Here is a 14,716-nt window from a genome sequence, read left to right as displayed (position 1 = left end):
ACGTTCAGTCGCCGTCACGTTAGGGGGCGGGAGGCTGTCCTTCACCTCCGCAACGCGCAGCGGCAGAACGGTGTCCTTGGAGGAGGCGTCGCTCGGTGTCGCGTCCGACTCTGGTCATTGGCCGGATGGAAGCCCTTCGGACGGTCGGGGCTTGCCGGAGACGTGACACGTGTCGTCCATGTGTCGTGACCTCCCTGGGCCGGGGTAGAAGCCCAGGTCAGCGCGTTGCGGTTGGCGCTCTGTAAATCCGTCGCGAAAGCTTCAGAGGTTCGAATCCTCTACCCGCCACCAGGTGCGAAAACAGCCCTTGACCAGGCAAAACGCCGGTCAAGGGCTGTTCTCGTCTGTCCAGCCGTCAACGGCGCTGTCCGGCCGTCACTGGTTACGGCCCGGGCTCGACGTCTGACCCGATCGGTCACATGCGGATGAACGCGACCGGTTGTCGGGCCACGTCAGTGCCAGACACAGGCGATCAGCTGTCCGCGGAGTGGGCGTCGGCAAGGGCCTCGCCGAAGAGCCGTCCGGCGAGTTCCACGCAGCGCATCCGGGCAGGAGAGAAGTCGTAAGGCATCTTGGTGATCGCTGTGGCGGCACTCATCTCTGTGCCCTCCTCCCCTTTCAGGTCGGCGTCGTAGATCTCGAAGATCTTCTCCTCGGCCGCGTCGAGACCAGCTGCCTCGATGGCCTGATTCAGGGCCATTTGGTGAGCGCATCGCTGTACGGCGAGCTCTTCGACGCGCGGGTCGTCGGGTTCGACGCCGTCGTCGAGGGCGGCCTCGGCCGCCTCAAGACGGTCCTCCTCGGCCCGCAGGTCGGGGTGGGTGGCCAGCACGATGAACGTGCCGGCCTGAATGGCGGCGCCCAGCGGCCCGAAGATCCGTTCTGTGACTAGCAGGGCGTCCAGATCGGAGGGGCGCAACGCGCCCGGGGGCAGGTGGCTGAGCCGGTCCGTGACCAGTTCGGAGAGCAGCCCCAGCGGGCTGCCCACCACCTGCAGGCGCTGGACAGCCGCGCGCCGACGTTTGGTGGCGGCCTCCTGCGCCGTCAAGGTTTTCTCCAGCCTGCTCAGGACCGACTCGATATCCGGGGCTTGGTCCAGGGCTTCGTCTCCAGCTTCGTCCCGGGCTTCGCCGAAGGCGGCCCGCATGTCGTCCAGGCTGATACCGGCATCAGCCATCTTGCGGATCCACAGCAGGCGGGTCATGTCGTCATAGCCGTAGCGGCGGCGGCCGTCCCCGCCGCGCTCGGGCTCCGGCAGCAGACCGATCTCGTGGTAGTGGCGGATGGCGCGTGGGGTGATCCCGGCGAACGCAGCGGCATCACCGATCTTGACCTGCCGGGGAGGCGTGAGGGAGGGGTACATCGCAGACAGAGCCTTTCGTGCTGTGGTGCCCCGACCCCACCACATGCCGCTACGGCATGTGCAACAACCCCATCCAGGTGCCACCGGAGCCAGGCCCTAGCTGCCGCCGGGACCGATCGAGAACGACGAACCATCCGGGAACGCAGAGTGACCACCGGCGGCCAGATAGCTCCCCGCCAAGTGGCCGCCGCTGGGGAATTCCCACTGACCGCCGACACCCCTGATCGCTTGTTCATACCGAAAGAAGCCCGCGCGTTCCTCGGATGTGCCTCGGAGGATACGCGGAGAAGTTGCCCGAAGACGGGAGTAAACGCCCTGGTTGGAGCCGGTTGGGTACCCGCACTGTAAATCCGTCGCGAAAGCTTCGGAGGTTCGAATCCTCTACCCGCCACAAGGTGCGACATCAGCCCATGACCTGGGATAACCGGGTGAAGGGCTGACTTCGTTCGGTCCCGGCCCGTCCAGCCGAGTCCGGCTCCTTACAGCGAGGTGTGGGCAGATATTGGTAAGTCGATCTTGGTTTCCTGATGCTCGATCGAGCGGCTCGGCGTGCCTGCCTGGGGTGCCTTGGTTGCCGACGTCCGCATGCTGGTGGAGCTGCCCATCGGGGCGTAGCAACGCGTACGCCGCCCGTGAGGGCACGGTGCCCGGTGGGTACGGCGGGACCGGCTGACGATGCGGGCGTAGACCGGCGGCAAGCCAGTGCCGGGATTGGACTGGCGCGGAAGGCGGAAGTCAAGAGTTCGACGACGGCCACCACGCTGGCGTCCGTACCGCCTCGCAGTTCCCACATGCGTCGACTTCAGCTTCCTAGTCTTCGCCGTGGTGTGTTGCGACGAAGCCGTCCGTCGAATGGTCCTCGTCGAGCTGGTGGCGGTTGACCATGAAGCAGTCAGGTTCGTCGCGGAAGCCGGGGAGGAGTCGGGCACGCTGGATGCGTTCCTCTGCGCGCTGTTCGCTGGAGTAGACCCCGAGGACCTTCAGATCGTCGCCGTCCGCCTCGTCCCAGATCAGATCGCCGTCCTGGCGGTGAAGGGTTGGGCTCCCGTCCAGGCTGCCCTGGGCATGCCGGATGTGCCAAAGCATGAAGACGTCCACGAGAGAGACCGTAACGACGCTCGGCGAAGACAGCTGGACGGGCGCGGATCTTGCTCGTGGCGGTCGACGGCGGGCGGCTCGGCGCGGGCTTCCGAGTCGGACCGGCTCTAGACGCCTACGGACGGCGTACGGGCGCGGGTAGCTCGGTTAGGGCGGCGGTACGGACCGTTCGCGGGAGCTTCCGACCCACCTGAGTTCCGGAACTGGCTGGCGCCGGGGCGGACGAGGCGAGAGCATCGGCGCGTGGGAGTCGATCTGGAACTGGCCGACGTTGCGCAAGCTCGCTACCAGTTCGATTCATGCCAAGATTCGGGTCGACTCTGTGTCCATGATCCCGACTGCGAGGAAAACCTCCACCGTTTCCTTAGCCGCGGGCCCTCGGCGTTCCCGTACCGCCGGGTTGGGGACATCAACGAGACTATGCAGCTCACCGGGATGGGCTACGAGGCCAAGCCTGAACCCTGGACACTCCAGGCCGACGATCCCGGCGACGAACAGGCGCGACAGGACCGATCGGCGGCAGACCTCCGCTGGAGATCCCAGACTGCGCCAGGCATGGCTGGCATCCCTGCCTTCAAGCTCCGGTCAAGCGATGGCTGGCTAGTGACCACACGCGAGATCGACGAGGCATTGGCGGCTTACGCGCAGGTCCCGGCGGAAGAACGAGCTTCCCTGGAAGACGATTCGAAGTGGGTCAGTTGGCTGGAGTGGCTTGCCCTCGCCCGCGAGCGCGGCGGCTTCCAGGCCGAGTGACGGGTCTGCAAAGTCTCTATCTCCACGACACCGGCATACCCCGCTGCTGGAACCCTTCGCGCAGCAAGTGGCACGCCCACTCAACTCGGTATGTGAGTGCGCTGCAGCCAGTCAGTGTCACTGCCCGCAACTAAAGTGACGGAGCGGCCAAGGCCCGCTGTCCTGTATGTGGTGGGGTTAGACAAACAAGCCGTACCCGCTGGCGCTGCTGTGAAGCCCTACACCGCCAGCGGGTACCCCCGTCAGTGCTGACACCGCTACTTGCTCGCCCCGGGCGACGGGAGCTATGAGCAGCAACCGCCGGAGGTCGCGGCTCCGACGGTGGCGGGTTCCTTGGCGCCGCTGTCGCTGGCCTCGCCACACCTGCAACCGTCATCGGCGCCAGGCTGTGCGTCGGCGCTCTTGCCGTACTGGTCGGAGTCGCCCTTGACCACGTACACCTCCCACGGCTCCTGGCCGGGACCGCGTACCCAGACCTTGTCCTGGACCGCGTAGCAGCAGGAGGTGTCGTTCTCGCTGAGGGTGATCAATCCGGCCTCCGTGAGCCGGTCGGTCGCGGCGGTGACCTCCGCGCCGTCGAAGACCTCGACGCCGAGGTGATCCATGACGGTGGGCTGGTCGGGAGTGCCTTCAAGCAGGACGAGCTTGAGCGGCGGCTCCTCGATCGCGAAGTTGGCGTACCCGGGACGGCGCTTCGCCGGCTCGACGCCGAACAGCTTCGAGTAGAACGCCACCGATCCCTCAAGATCGGAAACGCGCAGCGCGAGTTGTACGCGGGACATTCCGCACCCCCATTGCCTAGATGGATGTCTAAACAGCAGATTGCCATGCTGACTAGATGACTGTCAAACTAGACGGGTGTCGAGACAAGAACTGCCCGTCCTCAACCCCGAGACGTGCTGCACGCCGCTGGTCGCCGAGGCGCTGACCGAGGCAGCGGCGGCCGACCTGGCCCGGGGCTTCAAGGCCCTAGGTGATCCGGTACGACTGCGACTGCTGTCACTGATCGCCGCCCGAGCTGGTGGCGAGGTGTGCGTGTGTGAGTTGACCGATGCGTTCGAGCTGACCGGGCCGACGATCTCGCACCATCTCAAGGTGCTGCGGGAAGCGGGGTTGGTCGACTCTCAGCGTCGGGGCACCTGGGTCTACTACTGGGTGGTACCCGGCCGGCTCGGCTCGCTGTCCCGGCTTCTCGACACCTCGGCGATGACGTCCGGAGTGCCTGGGTGAGCCTGGCCCGGCGTACCTCGGCGGAGTTCGCGGGCACCGCCCTCCTCGTCGCCGCGGTGGTCGGCTCGGGCATCGCGGCGGCCCGGCTGTCGCCCGCGGACGTCGGGTTGCAGTTGCTGGAGAATGCTTTTGCCACCGCTCTGGCGCTCGGCGCGCTGATCCTGGTCTTCGGCCCGGTGTCCGGCGCGCACTTCAACCCGGTGGTCTCCGCGGTGGACTGGTGGCTCGGCCGATCCACCCGCCTGGGCCTGTCGCTGGCCGAACTCCTCGCGTACGTGGCCGCGCAGGTCACGGGTGCGGTGACCGGCGCGGTCCTGGCGAACCTGATGTTCGACCTTCCTGCCGTGACCTGGTCTGACACACCCCGTACCGGTGGGCACCTGTGGCTGGCCGAAGTCGTCGCCACCGCCGGCCTGCTGCTGCTCATCGTCGCCCTGGTCCGCTCGGGCCGCGCCAACGTGGCGCCCGCTGCGGTGGGCGCCTACATAGGTGCCGCGTACTGGTTCACCAGCAGTACCAGCTTCGCGAATCCTGCCGTGACCGTCGGTCGGATGTTCTCCGACACCTTCGCCGGGATAGCCCCGGCCTCGGGACCCGGCTTCATCGGTGCCCAGATCGTTGGCGGCCTGGTCGCCTTGGCTGCCGTTGCCTGGTGGTACCCCGTGCCGAGACGGCGTCCCGACGACATGGTCATCCCGCAGCCGGCACCGGAGGGAGCGCATCCATGACTCCCACACCTACCGACGCCGGCCACGTCACCATCACGGAGATGAGAGATGAGCACGCCGCCGAGGTGCTTGACGTCTACGCGCTGGGGATCGCGACCGGAAACGCCACGTTCGAGACCGAACCGCCGACCTGGGAGAGGTACACGACCAGCAGGCTTCTGGAGCACCGCTTCGTCGCACTCGGTCCCGGCGGCCGGGTCACCGGTTGGGTGGCCTGTAGTCCCGTCTCGGACCGCTGCGTCTATGCCGGAGTGGTGGAGCACTCCGTCTACGTGCACCCGGACGCGCGTGGTTGCGGGGTCGGGCGCAATCTCCTTGCGGCCCTGATCGCTTCGACCGAGCAGGCCGGAATCTGGACGATCCAGTCGGGCATCTTTCGCGAGAACACCGCCAGCCTCGCCCTGCACACTGCCTGCGGGTTCCGTGTCGTGGGGACCCGCGAGCGCATCGGCCGCCATCACGGTCTGTGGCGCGACGTCATCCTGATCGAGCGGCGCAGTCCAAGCATCATTTGACCAGGTAAGGAGCAACCGTGACTGACAGCCCCTCCGTCCTCTTCGTCTGTGTTCACAACGCCGGTCGTTCCCAGATGGCAGCAGGCTGGCTGCGCCACCTGGCCGGCGACAGCATCGAGGTCCGGTCCGCCGGCTCGGAGCCAGCCGACCAGATCAACCCGGTGGCCGTTGAAGCGATGCGGGAAGTCGGCATCGACATATCGACCGAACAACCTAAGGTTCTCGACTGGGACACCGCCGAGGCCAGCGACGTCATCATCACGATGGGATGCGGTGACACCTGCCCTGTCTTTCCCGGAAAGCGCTACGAAGACTGGTCCCTCACCGACCCTGCCGGCCAACCACTGTCTATTGTCCGCAGTGTTCGCGACCAGATCCGTACACGTGTCGCGCGCCTCGTCGCAGAGCTGAGTCCGATCAGCGGCGAGTCGTAGAACGCCGCAAGCGGAACTGCGGCTCCGTACGAATTTCGGCCTGCCCACTCGGCAATATCTGCGCCAATCGCATCCCCGGCGAGACGACACACCATGAATGGCACGATCGGCGGTGCGCTCCGACCAGAGCCGGTGGTTCACCCCCGGTCGTTCTCAGCGGCACTGTCGCCGACCAGGCGCCGAGCTTCGGCGATGACATCCGCGTCGACCTTCTCGATCGCCGTACTGGTGGGCTCGTGCTCCTCGTAGACGGCAGTGAGGCACTCGTAGGTGTTCTCAAGGTTGATCAGCTCACCTGCCAGGGGAGTGCCCTCCCAGGTGATGACCCCGTATGCCCAGGATGTTAGGTCACGAGGCGTGATGGTCCCGGCGAGCAGCCGTCGGGCCATGATCCGGAGGGCCTTCTCTTCACCCTCTCGGCTCCCCTCCCGGTAGTAGGTCAAGGAGAGCTCTACAAGAGCGCCTTCGAGCCAACGGCGTAGCTCATCACTTTCGCTGCCACGCGCCGGCGAGATGCCGGCCAGTATCCGAAGAGTCGGACTGTCGACGCCTGCGACGAGGCAGTCACAGGCAGCGTCGATCACGTCGGCCGCCGTACCAGATCCGACGCTCCACAGTACGGCCGCGTCCTGGAGGCGGGCGACAGCATCCTTCCTGAGCATCCGTACATGGTCTGCCTTCAGCGCGGCGTTGTCTTCCGGCTTATTCACGAACTCGCCGTCGCCGCACCCCTGTGCCTTGCGATCGTGGGCGCCGTACCGGAGGCGGGCGGCAGAGCATCCGAAAGATGTGGGCCAGTGGATAGATCCACCCACCCGGGGCGTCTGTATCTCTTGACGGAGGAACAAGGGGGGTAGGTGGACGAGGAAGAGAGAACGCGGCTGACCGAGTTCGTGACCAGCCGTACCCCGGCGCTGATGCGGGTCGCGTACCTGCTCACCGGGGACCGGCACGCCGCGGAGGACCTTCTCCAGTCGGCGTTGGCCAGGACCATCACCAAGTGGCCGACCCTGCGCAACGCCGATCCGGAGGGGTACGTCCGCACGGTCATGTACCGGGAGCAGGTGAGCTGGTGGCGGCGACTGCGTCGCTACCGGGAGATTCGGCTCACCGAGGCTGACGAGGGGATCGACCCGGATCGGAGCGGTGGCACCGACGTACGGCTCGCCATGCGCGCGGCACTGCGGCGGTTACCACCGGCACAGCGCGCGGTGGTGGTCCTGCGCTACTACGAGGACCTCACCGAGACCCAGGTCGCCGAAATGCTGGGTTGCTCCGTCGGCACCGTACGGAGCCGGACGCACCGGGCGATCGCCCGACTGCGTCGAATGCTGCCGGATGTCACTGGCCTGGAGGTGCTGCGGTGACCACCCCGTTCGAAGACCTCATCCGCTCCACCCTTTCCGAACTAGCCGAGGAGACACCGACGATGACAGACCCGTTCACCGGGGCAGAGCGACGGGCCCGACTGCGACGCCGTACGACGCTGACGCTGGCGGGGGTCGGCACGGCGGCTGTCATGCTCATCGCCGCACCCATCGCGATCGCCGCGACCAGGCAGCCCGTGGATCAGCGTCCGGCCGCACCGACAGTGTCACCGACCCCGCAGTCGACCGACCAGCCGTCCTACCCGACGGTCGCACCGACCCCGCAGTCGACCGAGGAGCCGTCCTACCCGACGGTGGCACCTAACCCGGATTCGACCGAGGAGCCGACGGTGCCACCGAACCCGGACTCGACGGAGGAGCCGTCCTACCCGACGGTGGCACCGAACCCGGACTTCACCGAGGAGCCGCCCATCCGGACAGTGGCACCGACCCCTGCTTCCGTACCGTAGTTCGACGACGCGCCGGACATGAATGGCGCTCCTGCACAAACGCACGAGCGGGGCACCAACGCGGAACCGAGACCTCTCGCGTCGATGCCCCGCCGTGCTGTCCGCCCATTTGCGGGGCGGCGATTCCCACCACCGACCTGACCGTGGCCGCCGCCTGGTTCGGCGGGTAAACCAGTGGCGTGGCTCACCATGCGCGGCCTACCTTCGATCGATGGGGCACAGGAGGGAGCGTCTCCAACGGTCGATCGGACCGTTCATGAAGGCGTACGGCCGGGTGGCCGCCGGGAACGGCAGTGATCCAAACGATCGCCACTACAGCCGCAAGCTGGAGGCCGAAATCAAGCGCATGAGTCCCGAAGATCTCGACCTGCTCCTGCGAGACGCGGACGACGACGAAAACGACGACGAAAACGACGACGAGAACGCGGACGAAAACGCGGCCGACGACGAGGACGCGGGCGAGGACAAACAATTCGGCACTCGGCCACACGCCTCCTGACCTCGCCACGATGGACAGCGACGACGAGCGTGACCTGGTACGACGCGGGTACGACGCGCTTTCCTACCACTACCGCGCGGACGACGCGGACGACGGCCACTACGCGCCCTGGCTCGCAGAACTGCGCCGACGCCTACCGATCCCGGCGGCGGTCCTCGACCTTGGCTGCGGTTGTGGCGTGCCGGTCGCCCGGTTCCTCACCGGCGTCGGACATCACGTCACCGGCGTCGACATCAGCGACGTGCAGATCGAGCGGGCGCGCCGCCTGGTCCCCGACGGCACCTTCCTCCGAGCCGACGCCACCCGACTCGACCTGCCGCCGACGTCTTTCGACGCCGTTGTCTGCCTCTACGCCCTCATCCACATGCCCCTGGCCGACCAGCCGCGCCTGATCAATCGAATCGCCAGCTGGCTACGCCCCGGAGGCTGGCTACTGACGACCGTCGGCCACGACGCCTGGACCGGCACCGAGGAGAACTGGCTCGACGGCCCCGCCGCCATGTGGTGGACCCACGCCGACGTCTCCACCTACCGGTCCTGGCTGTCCCAGGCGGGACTGACGATCACCTTCGAGGGTTTCGTCCCGGAGGGCACCGGTGGACACGCCCTCTTCTGGGCGCGGCGACCTCCGAGCTGAGCGAATCCTTCCCCGCTCCGACCACGGACGGGAGACCGGTCGACGAAACCGGGCCACCAGACATCCGGACCGCCCGAAGGACGGCCCTGTGCCACAGCGCCACAACCAAGGCTACGTCCTAAGAGGATTCTCATTTCTCCTGCTCTGATGGGGTTGCAGAGGACTGGCATCATGGGGGACCGCTCACGGTGGGCAGTCCGCCGCTGACGGAACTACGGGGAGAAACGCATGCGTAGAAGTGTGTCCACTGTGCTCGCTGGCCTGGTCGGGCTGGCCGCCACGCTGTCGATGGCGGTGCCCGCCGCCCAGGCCGCGCCGACCAAGGCCGCCGATTCGACCGCGACCGTCGCCGACCGGTTGGTCCTCGAGCCGACCGACCGCGGCTACCGCGGCTCGCTTCAGGTCGAGCTGACCTACCAGGGCGCCGAGCCGGGCCGGGCCACCTACGTGATCACCGAGCCGGTCCCGGGTTCGTACGAGAACCTGGAGTGGGGCGTGACCTGCTACAGCGGCGGGGACCGTCTGCCGGACGGGCGGGTCCGGGTCGAGTGTGACGTTCCAGGTGGCGAGTTGCAGCCGGGAGAGCAGCGGGCCTTCGCCATCGACTTCCAGGTCCTCACCAAGATCCAGCCGTACGCCATGAAGGCCAAGAACGGACGCCTGGCCGTCAAGGTCGACGGCGCGGTCGTCACCGATGAGACTTTCCGGTCCCGGTTCCGCTCGTCCACCGGTTCGCTGAGCGACCCGCAGACGTACGTCCGGGACCAGCAGCCGGAGTCCGGCATCACCGCCGGTGACCTGACGCTGGTACGGCAGCCGGACGGCACCTTCGAGGGACGCCTGCCGCTGACGGTGCGGTACGACAGCGACGCCCCGCACAACGGGCTCTACCTGTTCACCCGGGATCTGCCGGCCGGTGTCTACGAGATCTCCACGGTCCCGACCGACGGCTGCGCGCACTTCTGCGTCCCCGGTGGCCAGTTCATGGAGGGCGAGGCGCGCAACTTCGACCTCGTCTTCACCGGGTCGGCCAGCACGCCGCTCGGCGACCTGGGCGAGGCCGGCATCGAGGTGCAGACCGACCCGTGGTCCTCGGCGCCGGTGCCGGACGCCGACCCGTCCGACAACGCCACCACCTTCTCCATCACGGCAGTCGCGGCCGGCTGACGCCGGCCACCGGCGAGGCTCCGGTTGCCCCGGTAGCCGGAGCCTCGTGACGCCCTGCCGAACGGCTCGAATTCCCCACCCAGTGCCAAGCGGGTGGGAAACGGCCACTGACCAGCGTAGACGCCGGTCGGTGGCCGTTCTCGTGCCGCCACATCACCCGCCGGGTATCCGGTCCTCGCAATCCGGATGGACCGGTCAGCCGCTCGGGTAGCGCGGGTACCAGGAGCACGGCGGCCGGGGACGGCCGTGCGACGATGTCGGCATGTCGATGCCACGAAAGGGTCATGCCGCGTAGGCCTCCCGCCCGGCTCCGTGCCGAGTCCATCTACCGACGGCCACTCGACGGAACAACCTCCGTCCTACCCGCACTCTCGCCCCGGGGCCTGAGAGCCATCGCCTACCTCGAACGCACCCGCCTGTGGGACGAGGCCGTCTTCGACGCGTTCATGACCTGGTCATGGTTTGTCCGGCACCCCCAACGGCGCTTCTGGGACCTGACCGCCGGCTGCGGGATCATGCGCTGCTGCCCCGACCCCTCGCAGGTGCGGTGGATTCTGGACGTCGCGGTCGCCGCCCTGCCCGCCCGGGATGCCCGCCGCCTCCGTGCGCGGGTGGCCGCGCTCGACAGCCTGTGGTGACGTGCCCGCCAGCCGGCTGGCGGGGCCGCCGAGGGCCATCACCCGCTGCGACCGTTCCCAGCGGTGTACCCCCGCCACCGCGACCGCCAGCGCCGACAGCGGGACCAGCGCCAGCAGCAGCCATTGGGTCAGGTTCAGGTTGGCCGGAACCCCCGCGTCGAACGGCCTGTCCATGAGCGACGAGTATCTGAGTCCGACCCGGCTGAGCAGCAACAACGCGCCGACCGGGACGAGTAGCGCGATGATCCGCCGGCGCAGCGTCGCGTTGAGGCTCAGCACCGCGAGGAGGCCGATCGCGTATCCGGCGGAGAGCAGCAGTGCTTCCAGGTAGGTGACGTTGCTGGTGAAGATCCAGAAGGTCCGGAAATTGCCGGGGTCCGCGACGGGGACGAACGACAGGACGACCACCGTGATCGCGGGCGCGGCACCGAGCATCAGCGTGGCCCCGGACAGCAGGGCGAGCCGCCACCGCCCGAGCAGGGCCGCACCCGAGCGGGGTCCTGCCACGGTCAGCGCCGTCGCGGCGAGCACGGCGAGCGCCGTGGGCCACAGGTTGAACACGGACACGTAGTCGTACCGGCCGTCCGCCCGGGCCACTTCGAGCGCGGCGGCGGGCCACGCCAGTACCGCCGCCGTCCGGTGCCGTCCGATCGCGGCCAGCACCGCCACGGTCAGCCACACCGCGGCCCAGGAGAACGGTAGCGGAGAGTCGATCCATCCCTGGCTGAGATTCAACAGCGGAAGACGGACCGTGTACGCGAACAGGACGACCGGGCCGAGGAATCCCATTATCGCCGCGGCCTGCCGCCACGACCGCTCGGACAGCCTGATGGCGGGGTACCGGACATGGGCCCGCAGCGCCCCTCCCAGCAGGGCGAGGACGTCTCCGACCGGTGGCCGGTGCCGCTGGGAACCGGCGTCGTCGAGCAGTACGCCGAGCATCTCTTCCTCGTACTCCCGGCGGTGTTCCCACGGGTAGCAGGCCAGCAGGCGGCGGTACCAGCGCTCCAGCGTCATGCCGCACCGCCGTCGGTGAGCAGGCCGGCGCGGCGCAGTCGTACCGTGGCGGCGTCGACGTTGCTGCGCAGCCGGGCGGTCTCCTCGGCCAGCCGGCGCGCGCCCAGCGCGGTGAGCCGGTAGTAGCGGCGCAGCCGCGACTGCACCAGTTCCTCGCGGTCCACCTCGGCCAGCCCGTCGGCCCGCAGCCGGTCGAGTACGGCGTAGAGCGTGCCGGCCCGCAGGTTGACCCGCCCGTCGGAGATCCGCCGGACCTCTTCCAGGAGCGCGTATCCGTGCTGTGGCGCCTCGACCAGGGCGGCGAGGATCAGATAGGTGGGTTCCCTCATGGGCGGCTCACTCATGGCGGCAGCATATACTTGTAGCAGGTATATACAAGTCCCCGGTCGACGCAGACCGGTCAGAGTCAGGGAACGACCACGACCGGCCAGCGGCCGAGCCGGACCAGACGGGTCGCGATGGAGCCGACGAACCGGTGTCCGGCCTGGGCGGACACCCCGACGACCACCAGGTCGGCCCGGACCCGGTCGGCGGCCTGCCGCAGCTCCAGATAGGGGTCGCCGCGTCGGGTCACGAAGGTGGTCGGCACGCGGTACTCGTCGGCGATGAGGCGGACCTCGGTGCGCAGGTCGGCGGCGAGTTCCTGGCACGCCTTCTCCCGAGCCTCGGCGGCGACTCCGGACATCGCGGCGACGAAGGACGCGGCTGGGACCACGAAGACGACGACCAGACGGCACCGCTGCCGTCTGGCCGTCCCGCAGGCGTACGACGCCGCGTGCATCGACGTCGGGCTCCCGTCGATCCCCACCATGATCACTCGTGGTCCGTCGAAGCCCCGTTCGACGAGCAGTTGCTGCTCCGTGGGCCCGTAGTGTTCGTCCTCCGGGGTGGCGACGGGCACGTCCATCTGCCTTCGTCCTCCGCGTAGCTCGATGGTGGGGGCGGTTGCCGGACGGCCGCCCGCCGGCATCGGGCGGACGGCCTTCGGCGTACTTGCGTGGCTCAGCCGCCGGACGGCCGCCGCGTCGCCGTCTCGGTGACCTCCGGTCCGCTGCTGGCCAGGTCGGCCAGATCGGTCGGGGGTGCCCCGTCGACGGCACCGGCGGCGGTGGCGGTGGCGTGGCCGGCATCCGGCAGGTCCAGGCTGGACCGGAGGATGATCGGCTTGAACAGGGCGGCGGCGATCACGCCGACGAGCGCGATCGCGGCGGAGATGAGGAAGATGTGCCCGGTGGCGTCGCCGTACGCGTTGCGGACGATCTGCCGTACGGCCTCCGGCAGCACGTCCAGGTTGAGGCTTCCGCCGGCGTCGCCGGACGCCGAGGCCGGTACGCCCGCGGCGGACAGGTCGTGGGTGATCTGGTCGGTGACCCGGCGGGCGAGGACCGCGCCGAGGACGGAGACCCCGATCGTGCCGCCGAGCGAGCGGAAGAACGCGACCGTGGCGCTGGCGGCGCCGATGTCCCGCAGCGGTACGGTGTTCTGCACGGCGAGCACCAGGTTCTGCATGCTCATGCCGACTCCGACGCCGACGAGCAGCATCGCCGCGCCGACGAAGACCAGGGACGTCTGGTGGTCGATGGTGCCGAGCATGAGGAAGCCCGCGACGAGGATAATCGCGCCGCTGACGATGTACGGCTTGACCCGTCCGGACCTGGTGATCAGGCGACCCGCGATGATCGACGAGCCGAGTACGCCGGCCATCATCGGAATGGTGAGCAGGCCGGCCTCGGTCGGGCTGTAGCCACGCCCGATCTGGAAGTACTGGCCGAGGAAGACGGCTCCGCCGAACATGGCCATCCCGACCGCGAGGCTGGCGAGGATGGCGAGCGCGGTCGTGCGCTGCCGGACGATGTCGAGCGGTACGACCGGCTCGGCGGCCCGGGACTCGACGAGCACGGCCAGGGCGAGCAGGATCAGTGAGCCGCCGACCATGGCCCCGGTCTGCCAGGAGATCCAGCCGAACGAGCTGTCGACGAACGAGATCCAGACGAGCAGCAGGCTGACACCGGCGGCGATCAGGGCGGCGCCGAGGTAGTCGATCTTGACGTTCTCGCGCCGGATGGTGGGCAGCCGCAGGGTGGCCTGGAGGACGACCATGGCGATGATCGCGATCGGTACGCCGACGAAGAAGCACCAGCGCCAGCCGAGCCAGGAGGTGTCGACGATGACGCCGCCGAGCAGTGGCCCGCCGACGGTGGCGACGGCCATCACCCCGCCGAGGTACCCGTTGTACCGGCCGCGCTCGCGTGGCGGGATCATCGCGGCGATGACGACCTGGACGAGGGCCTGGAGACCACCGACACCGATGCCCTGAAAGGCGCGGGCGGCGATGAGCTGGCCGGCGCTCTGACTGAGGCCGCTCACGATCGAGCCGAGCACGAAGATGACGATGGCGGCCTGGACGAGCGTCTTCTTGTTGAACAGGTCGGCGAGCTTGCCCCAGATCGGGGTGGTCGCGGTCGCCGTGAGGAGGGTGGCGGTGACCACCCAGGTGTACTGCGTCTGCGAGCCGTCCAGCGCGCCGATGATCTGCGGTAGCGCGGTCGAGACGACGGTGCTGCTGATCAGGGCGACGAACAGCACCAGCAGCAGGCCGCTCAGCGCCTCCAGTGTTCGCCGCCGGTCTGTCGGCGCCCCGGCGGGCGCGGCGGTCGTGATTGTCGGTGCGCTCATCGCGCGGTCTCCTGCCTGTGCTGGGGGCGGGTCGGCTCGGAGGGCCGGTCGGGGCTGGCCCCGATGCCCGGCCGCCTCCCTCGCTCCCGGTCGGTGTTTCCCTTACGAGCTTCATGGGTTCTTG

Annotated in this window: 18 protein-coding genes; 10 read left to right on the top strand and 8 right to left on the bottom strand. The window is 68.4% G+C overall.

Annotated elements, in window-relative coordinates; all coding sequences use genetic code 11:
* Positions 1–472 precede the first annotated feature (472 nt).
* The gene (locus H4W31_RS04195; protein ID WP_192765436.1) at positions 473–1,363 is read right to left on the bottom strand and encodes a MerR family transcriptional regulator; all 891 of its coding nucleotides are present in this window, start codon (positions 1,361–1,363) and stop codon (positions 473–475) included.
* A gap of 810 nt (positions 1,364–2,173) precedes the next feature.
* A complete protein-coding gene (locus H4W31_RS04190) occupies positions 2,174–2,461 on the bottom strand; it encodes a DUF7336 domain-containing protein (RefSeq protein ID WP_192765435.1) in 288 nt (95 codons plus the stop codon).
* A gap of 243 nt (positions 2,462–2,704) precedes the next feature.
* Here H4W31_RS04190 and H4W31_RS04185 point away from each other — a divergent pair, with 243 nt between their 5' ends.
* Positions 2,705–3,214 carry a hypothetical protein gene (locus tag H4W31_RS04185; protein WP_192765434.1) on the top strand — a complete coding sequence of 170 codons (510 nt, stop codon included), beginning with the start codon at positions 2,705–2,707 and terminating at the stop codon, positions 3,212–3,214.
* Positions 3,215–3,498: 284 nt separating this feature from the next.
* On the opposite strand, the gene H4W31_RS04180 is transcribed toward H4W31_RS04185, so the two are convergent.
* Positions 3,499–3,996: an ArsI/CadI family heavy metal resistance metalloenzyme gene (locus tag H4W31_RS04180; RefSeq protein ID WP_192765433.1), complete on the bottom strand. Its 498-nt coding sequence runs from the start codon at positions 3,994–3,996 to the stop codon at positions 3,499–3,501.
* A gap of 76 nt (positions 3,997–4,072) precedes the next feature.
* On the opposite strand from H4W31_RS04180, the gene H4W31_RS04175 reads away from it, so the two are divergent.
* Genes H4W31_RS04175 through H4W31_RS04160 form a run of 4 tightly spaced genes read left to right on the top strand, consistent with a single transcriptional unit; the run spans position 4,073 to position 6,121 of the window.
* Positions 4,073–4,444, top strand: coding sequence for an ArsR/SmtB family transcription factor (locus tag H4W31_RS04175; protein ID WP_192765432.1), 372 nt, complete (start codon positions 4,073–4,075; stop codon positions 4,442–4,444).
* Positions 4,441–5,172, top strand: coding sequence for an aquaporin (locus tag H4W31_RS04170; RefSeq protein WP_192765431.1), 732 nt, complete (start codon positions 4,441–4,443; stop codon positions 5,170–5,172). Before H4W31_RS04175 ends, H4W31_RS04170 begins: the two co-directional genes overlap by 4 nt.
* On the top strand, positions 5,169–5,687 hold the full coding sequence (locus H4W31_RS04165) for a GNAT family N-acetyltransferase (protein WP_404825560.1): 519 nt from the start codon (positions 5,169–5,171) through the stop codon (positions 5,685–5,687). The genes H4W31_RS04170 and H4W31_RS04165 overlap by 4 nt, the downstream gene beginning before the upstream one ends.
* 17 nt (positions 5,688–5,704) lie before the next feature.
* Complete coding sequence (locus tag H4W31_RS04160) at positions 5,705–6,121, top strand: arsenate reductase ArsC (protein ID WP_192765430.1); 417 nt, start codon at positions 5,705–5,707, stop codon at positions 6,119–6,121.
* A 137-nt stretch (positions 6,122–6,258) separates the two neighbouring features.
* Here the strand turns inward: H4W31_RS04160 and H4W31_RS04155 are convergent, their stop codons facing one another.
* Positions 6,259–6,783: a hypothetical protein gene (locus H4W31_RS04155; protein ID WP_192765429.1), complete on the bottom strand. Its 525-nt coding sequence runs from the start codon at positions 6,781–6,783 to the stop codon at positions 6,259–6,261.
* 195 nt (positions 6,784–6,978) lie between these two features.
* Between H4W31_RS04155 and H4W31_RS04150 the strand changes: the two genes are divergently transcribed.
* The 5 genes from H4W31_RS04150 to H4W31_RS04130 all read left to right on the top strand — a co-directional run bounded on the left by H4W31_RS04150 (position 6,979) and on the right by H4W31_RS04130 (position 10,261).
* Positions 6,979–7,488, top strand: a complete 510-nt coding sequence (locus H4W31_RS04150; protein WP_192765428.1) for a SigE family RNA polymerase sigma factor — start codon at positions 6,979–6,981, stop codon at positions 7,486–7,488.
* Positions 7,485–7,958 carry a hypothetical protein gene (locus H4W31_RS04145; protein ID WP_192765427.1) on the top strand — a complete coding sequence of 158 codons (474 nt, stop codon included), beginning with the start codon at positions 7,485–7,487 and terminating at the stop codon, positions 7,956–7,958. The genes H4W31_RS04150 and H4W31_RS04145 overlap by 4 nt, the downstream gene beginning before the upstream one ends.
* Positions 7,959–8,214: 256 nt before the next feature.
* Positions 8,215–8,457 (top strand): hypothetical protein, encoded by a 243-nt coding sequence (locus tag H4W31_RS04140; protein WP_192765426.1) that lies wholly within the window; start codon positions 8,215–8,217, stop codon positions 8,455–8,457.
* Positions 8,458–8,467: 10 nt separating this feature from the next.
* Positions 8,468–9,094, top strand: a complete 627-nt coding sequence (locus H4W31_RS04135; RefSeq protein ID WP_192765425.1) for a class I SAM-dependent methyltransferase — start codon at positions 8,468–8,470, stop codon at positions 9,092–9,094.
* A gap of 228 nt (positions 9,095–9,322) precedes the next feature.
* The gene (locus H4W31_RS04130; protein WP_192765424.1) at positions 9,323–10,261 is read left to right on the top strand and encodes a hypothetical protein; all 939 of its coding nucleotides are present in this window, start codon (positions 9,323–9,325) and stop codon (positions 10,259–10,261) included.
* Between the two features lie 455 nt (positions 10,262–10,716).
* Here the strand turns inward: H4W31_RS04130 and H4W31_RS04125 are convergent, their stop codons facing one another.
* The 4 genes from H4W31_RS04125 to H4W31_RS04110 all read right to left on the bottom strand — a co-directional run bounded on the left by H4W31_RS04125 (position 10,717) and on the right by H4W31_RS04110 (position 14,592).
* Positions 10,717–11,916: a hypothetical protein gene (locus tag H4W31_RS04125; protein WP_192765423.1), complete on the bottom strand. Its 1,200-nt coding sequence runs from the start codon at positions 11,914–11,916 to the stop codon at positions 10,717–10,719.
* A complete protein-coding gene (locus tag H4W31_RS04120) occupies positions 11,913–12,260 on the bottom strand; it encodes a PadR family transcriptional regulator (protein ID WP_192765422.1) in 348 nt (115 codons plus the stop codon). Before H4W31_RS04120 ends, H4W31_RS04125 begins: the two co-directional genes overlap by 4 nt.
* A 62-nt stretch (positions 12,261–12,322) precedes the next feature.
* On the bottom strand, positions 12,323–12,823 hold the full coding sequence (locus tag H4W31_RS04115) for a universal stress protein (protein ID WP_192765421.1): 501 nt from the start codon (positions 12,821–12,823) through the stop codon (positions 12,323–12,325).
* Positions 12,824–12,918: 95 nt separating this feature from the next.
* On the bottom strand, positions 12,919–14,592 hold the full coding sequence (locus H4W31_RS04110; RefSeq protein WP_192765420.1) for an MDR family MFS transporter: 1,674 nt from the start codon (positions 14,590–14,592) through the stop codon (positions 12,919–12,921).
* Between the last annotated feature and the right edge of the window lie 124 nt (positions 14,593–14,716).

The sequence above is a fragment of the Plantactinospora soyae genome, assembly GCF_014874095.1.
Lineage (GTDB): Bacteria > Actinomycetota > Actinomycetes > Mycobacteriales > Micromonosporaceae > Plantactinospora > Plantactinospora soyae.
This window is presented reverse-complemented; position numbering and strand designations above follow the sequence as displayed.

What these genes read in the sequence shown, in the direction of transcription:
- H4W31_RS04195 (WP_192765436.1), bottom strand. Translation starts at nt 1,363, where the DNA reads ATGTACCCCTCCCTCACGCCTCCCCGGCAGGTCAAGATCGGTGATGCC.
- H4W31_RS04180 (WP_192765433.1), bottom strand. Translation starts at nt 3,996, where the DNA reads ATGTCCCGCGTACAACTCGCGCTGCGCGTTTCCGATCTTGAGGGATCG.
- H4W31_RS04165 (WP_404825560.1), top strand. Translation starts at nt 5,169, where the DNA reads ATGACTCCCACACCTACCGACGCCGGCCACGTCACCATCACGGAGATG.
- H4W31_RS04155 (WP_192765429.1), bottom strand. Translation starts at nt 6,783, where the DNA reads ATGCTCAGGAAGGATGCTGTCGCCCGCCTCCAGGACGCGGCCGTACTG.
- H4W31_RS04140 (WP_192765426.1), top strand. Translation starts at nt 8,215, where the DNA reads ATGAAGGCGTACGGCCGGGTGGCCGCCGGGAACGGCAGTGATCCAAAC.
- H4W31_RS04135 (WP_192765425.1), top strand. Translation starts at nt 8,468, where the DNA reads ATGGACAGCGACGACGAGCGTGACCTGGTACGACGCGGGTACGACGCG.
- H4W31_RS04130 (WP_192765424.1), top strand. Translation starts at nt 9,323, where the DNA reads ATGCGTAGAAGTGTGTCCACTGTGCTCGCTGGCCTGGTCGGGCTGGCC.
- H4W31_RS04125 (WP_192765423.1), bottom strand. Translation starts at nt 11,916, where the DNA reads ATGACGCTGGAGCGCTGGTACCGCCGCCTGCTGGCCTGCTACCCGTGG.
- H4W31_RS04120 (WP_192765422.1), bottom strand. Translation starts at nt 12,260, where the DNA reads ATGAGTGAGCCGCCCATGAGGGAACCCACCTATCTGATCCTCGCCGCC.
- H4W31_RS04115 (WP_192765421.1), bottom strand. Translation starts at nt 12,823, where the DNA reads ATGGACGTGCCCGTCGCCACCCCGGAGGACGAACACTACGGGCCCACG.
- H4W31_RS04110 (WP_192765420.1), bottom strand. Translation starts at nt 14,592, where the DNA reads ATGAGCGCACCGACAATCACGACCGCCGCGCCCGCCGGGGCGCCGACA.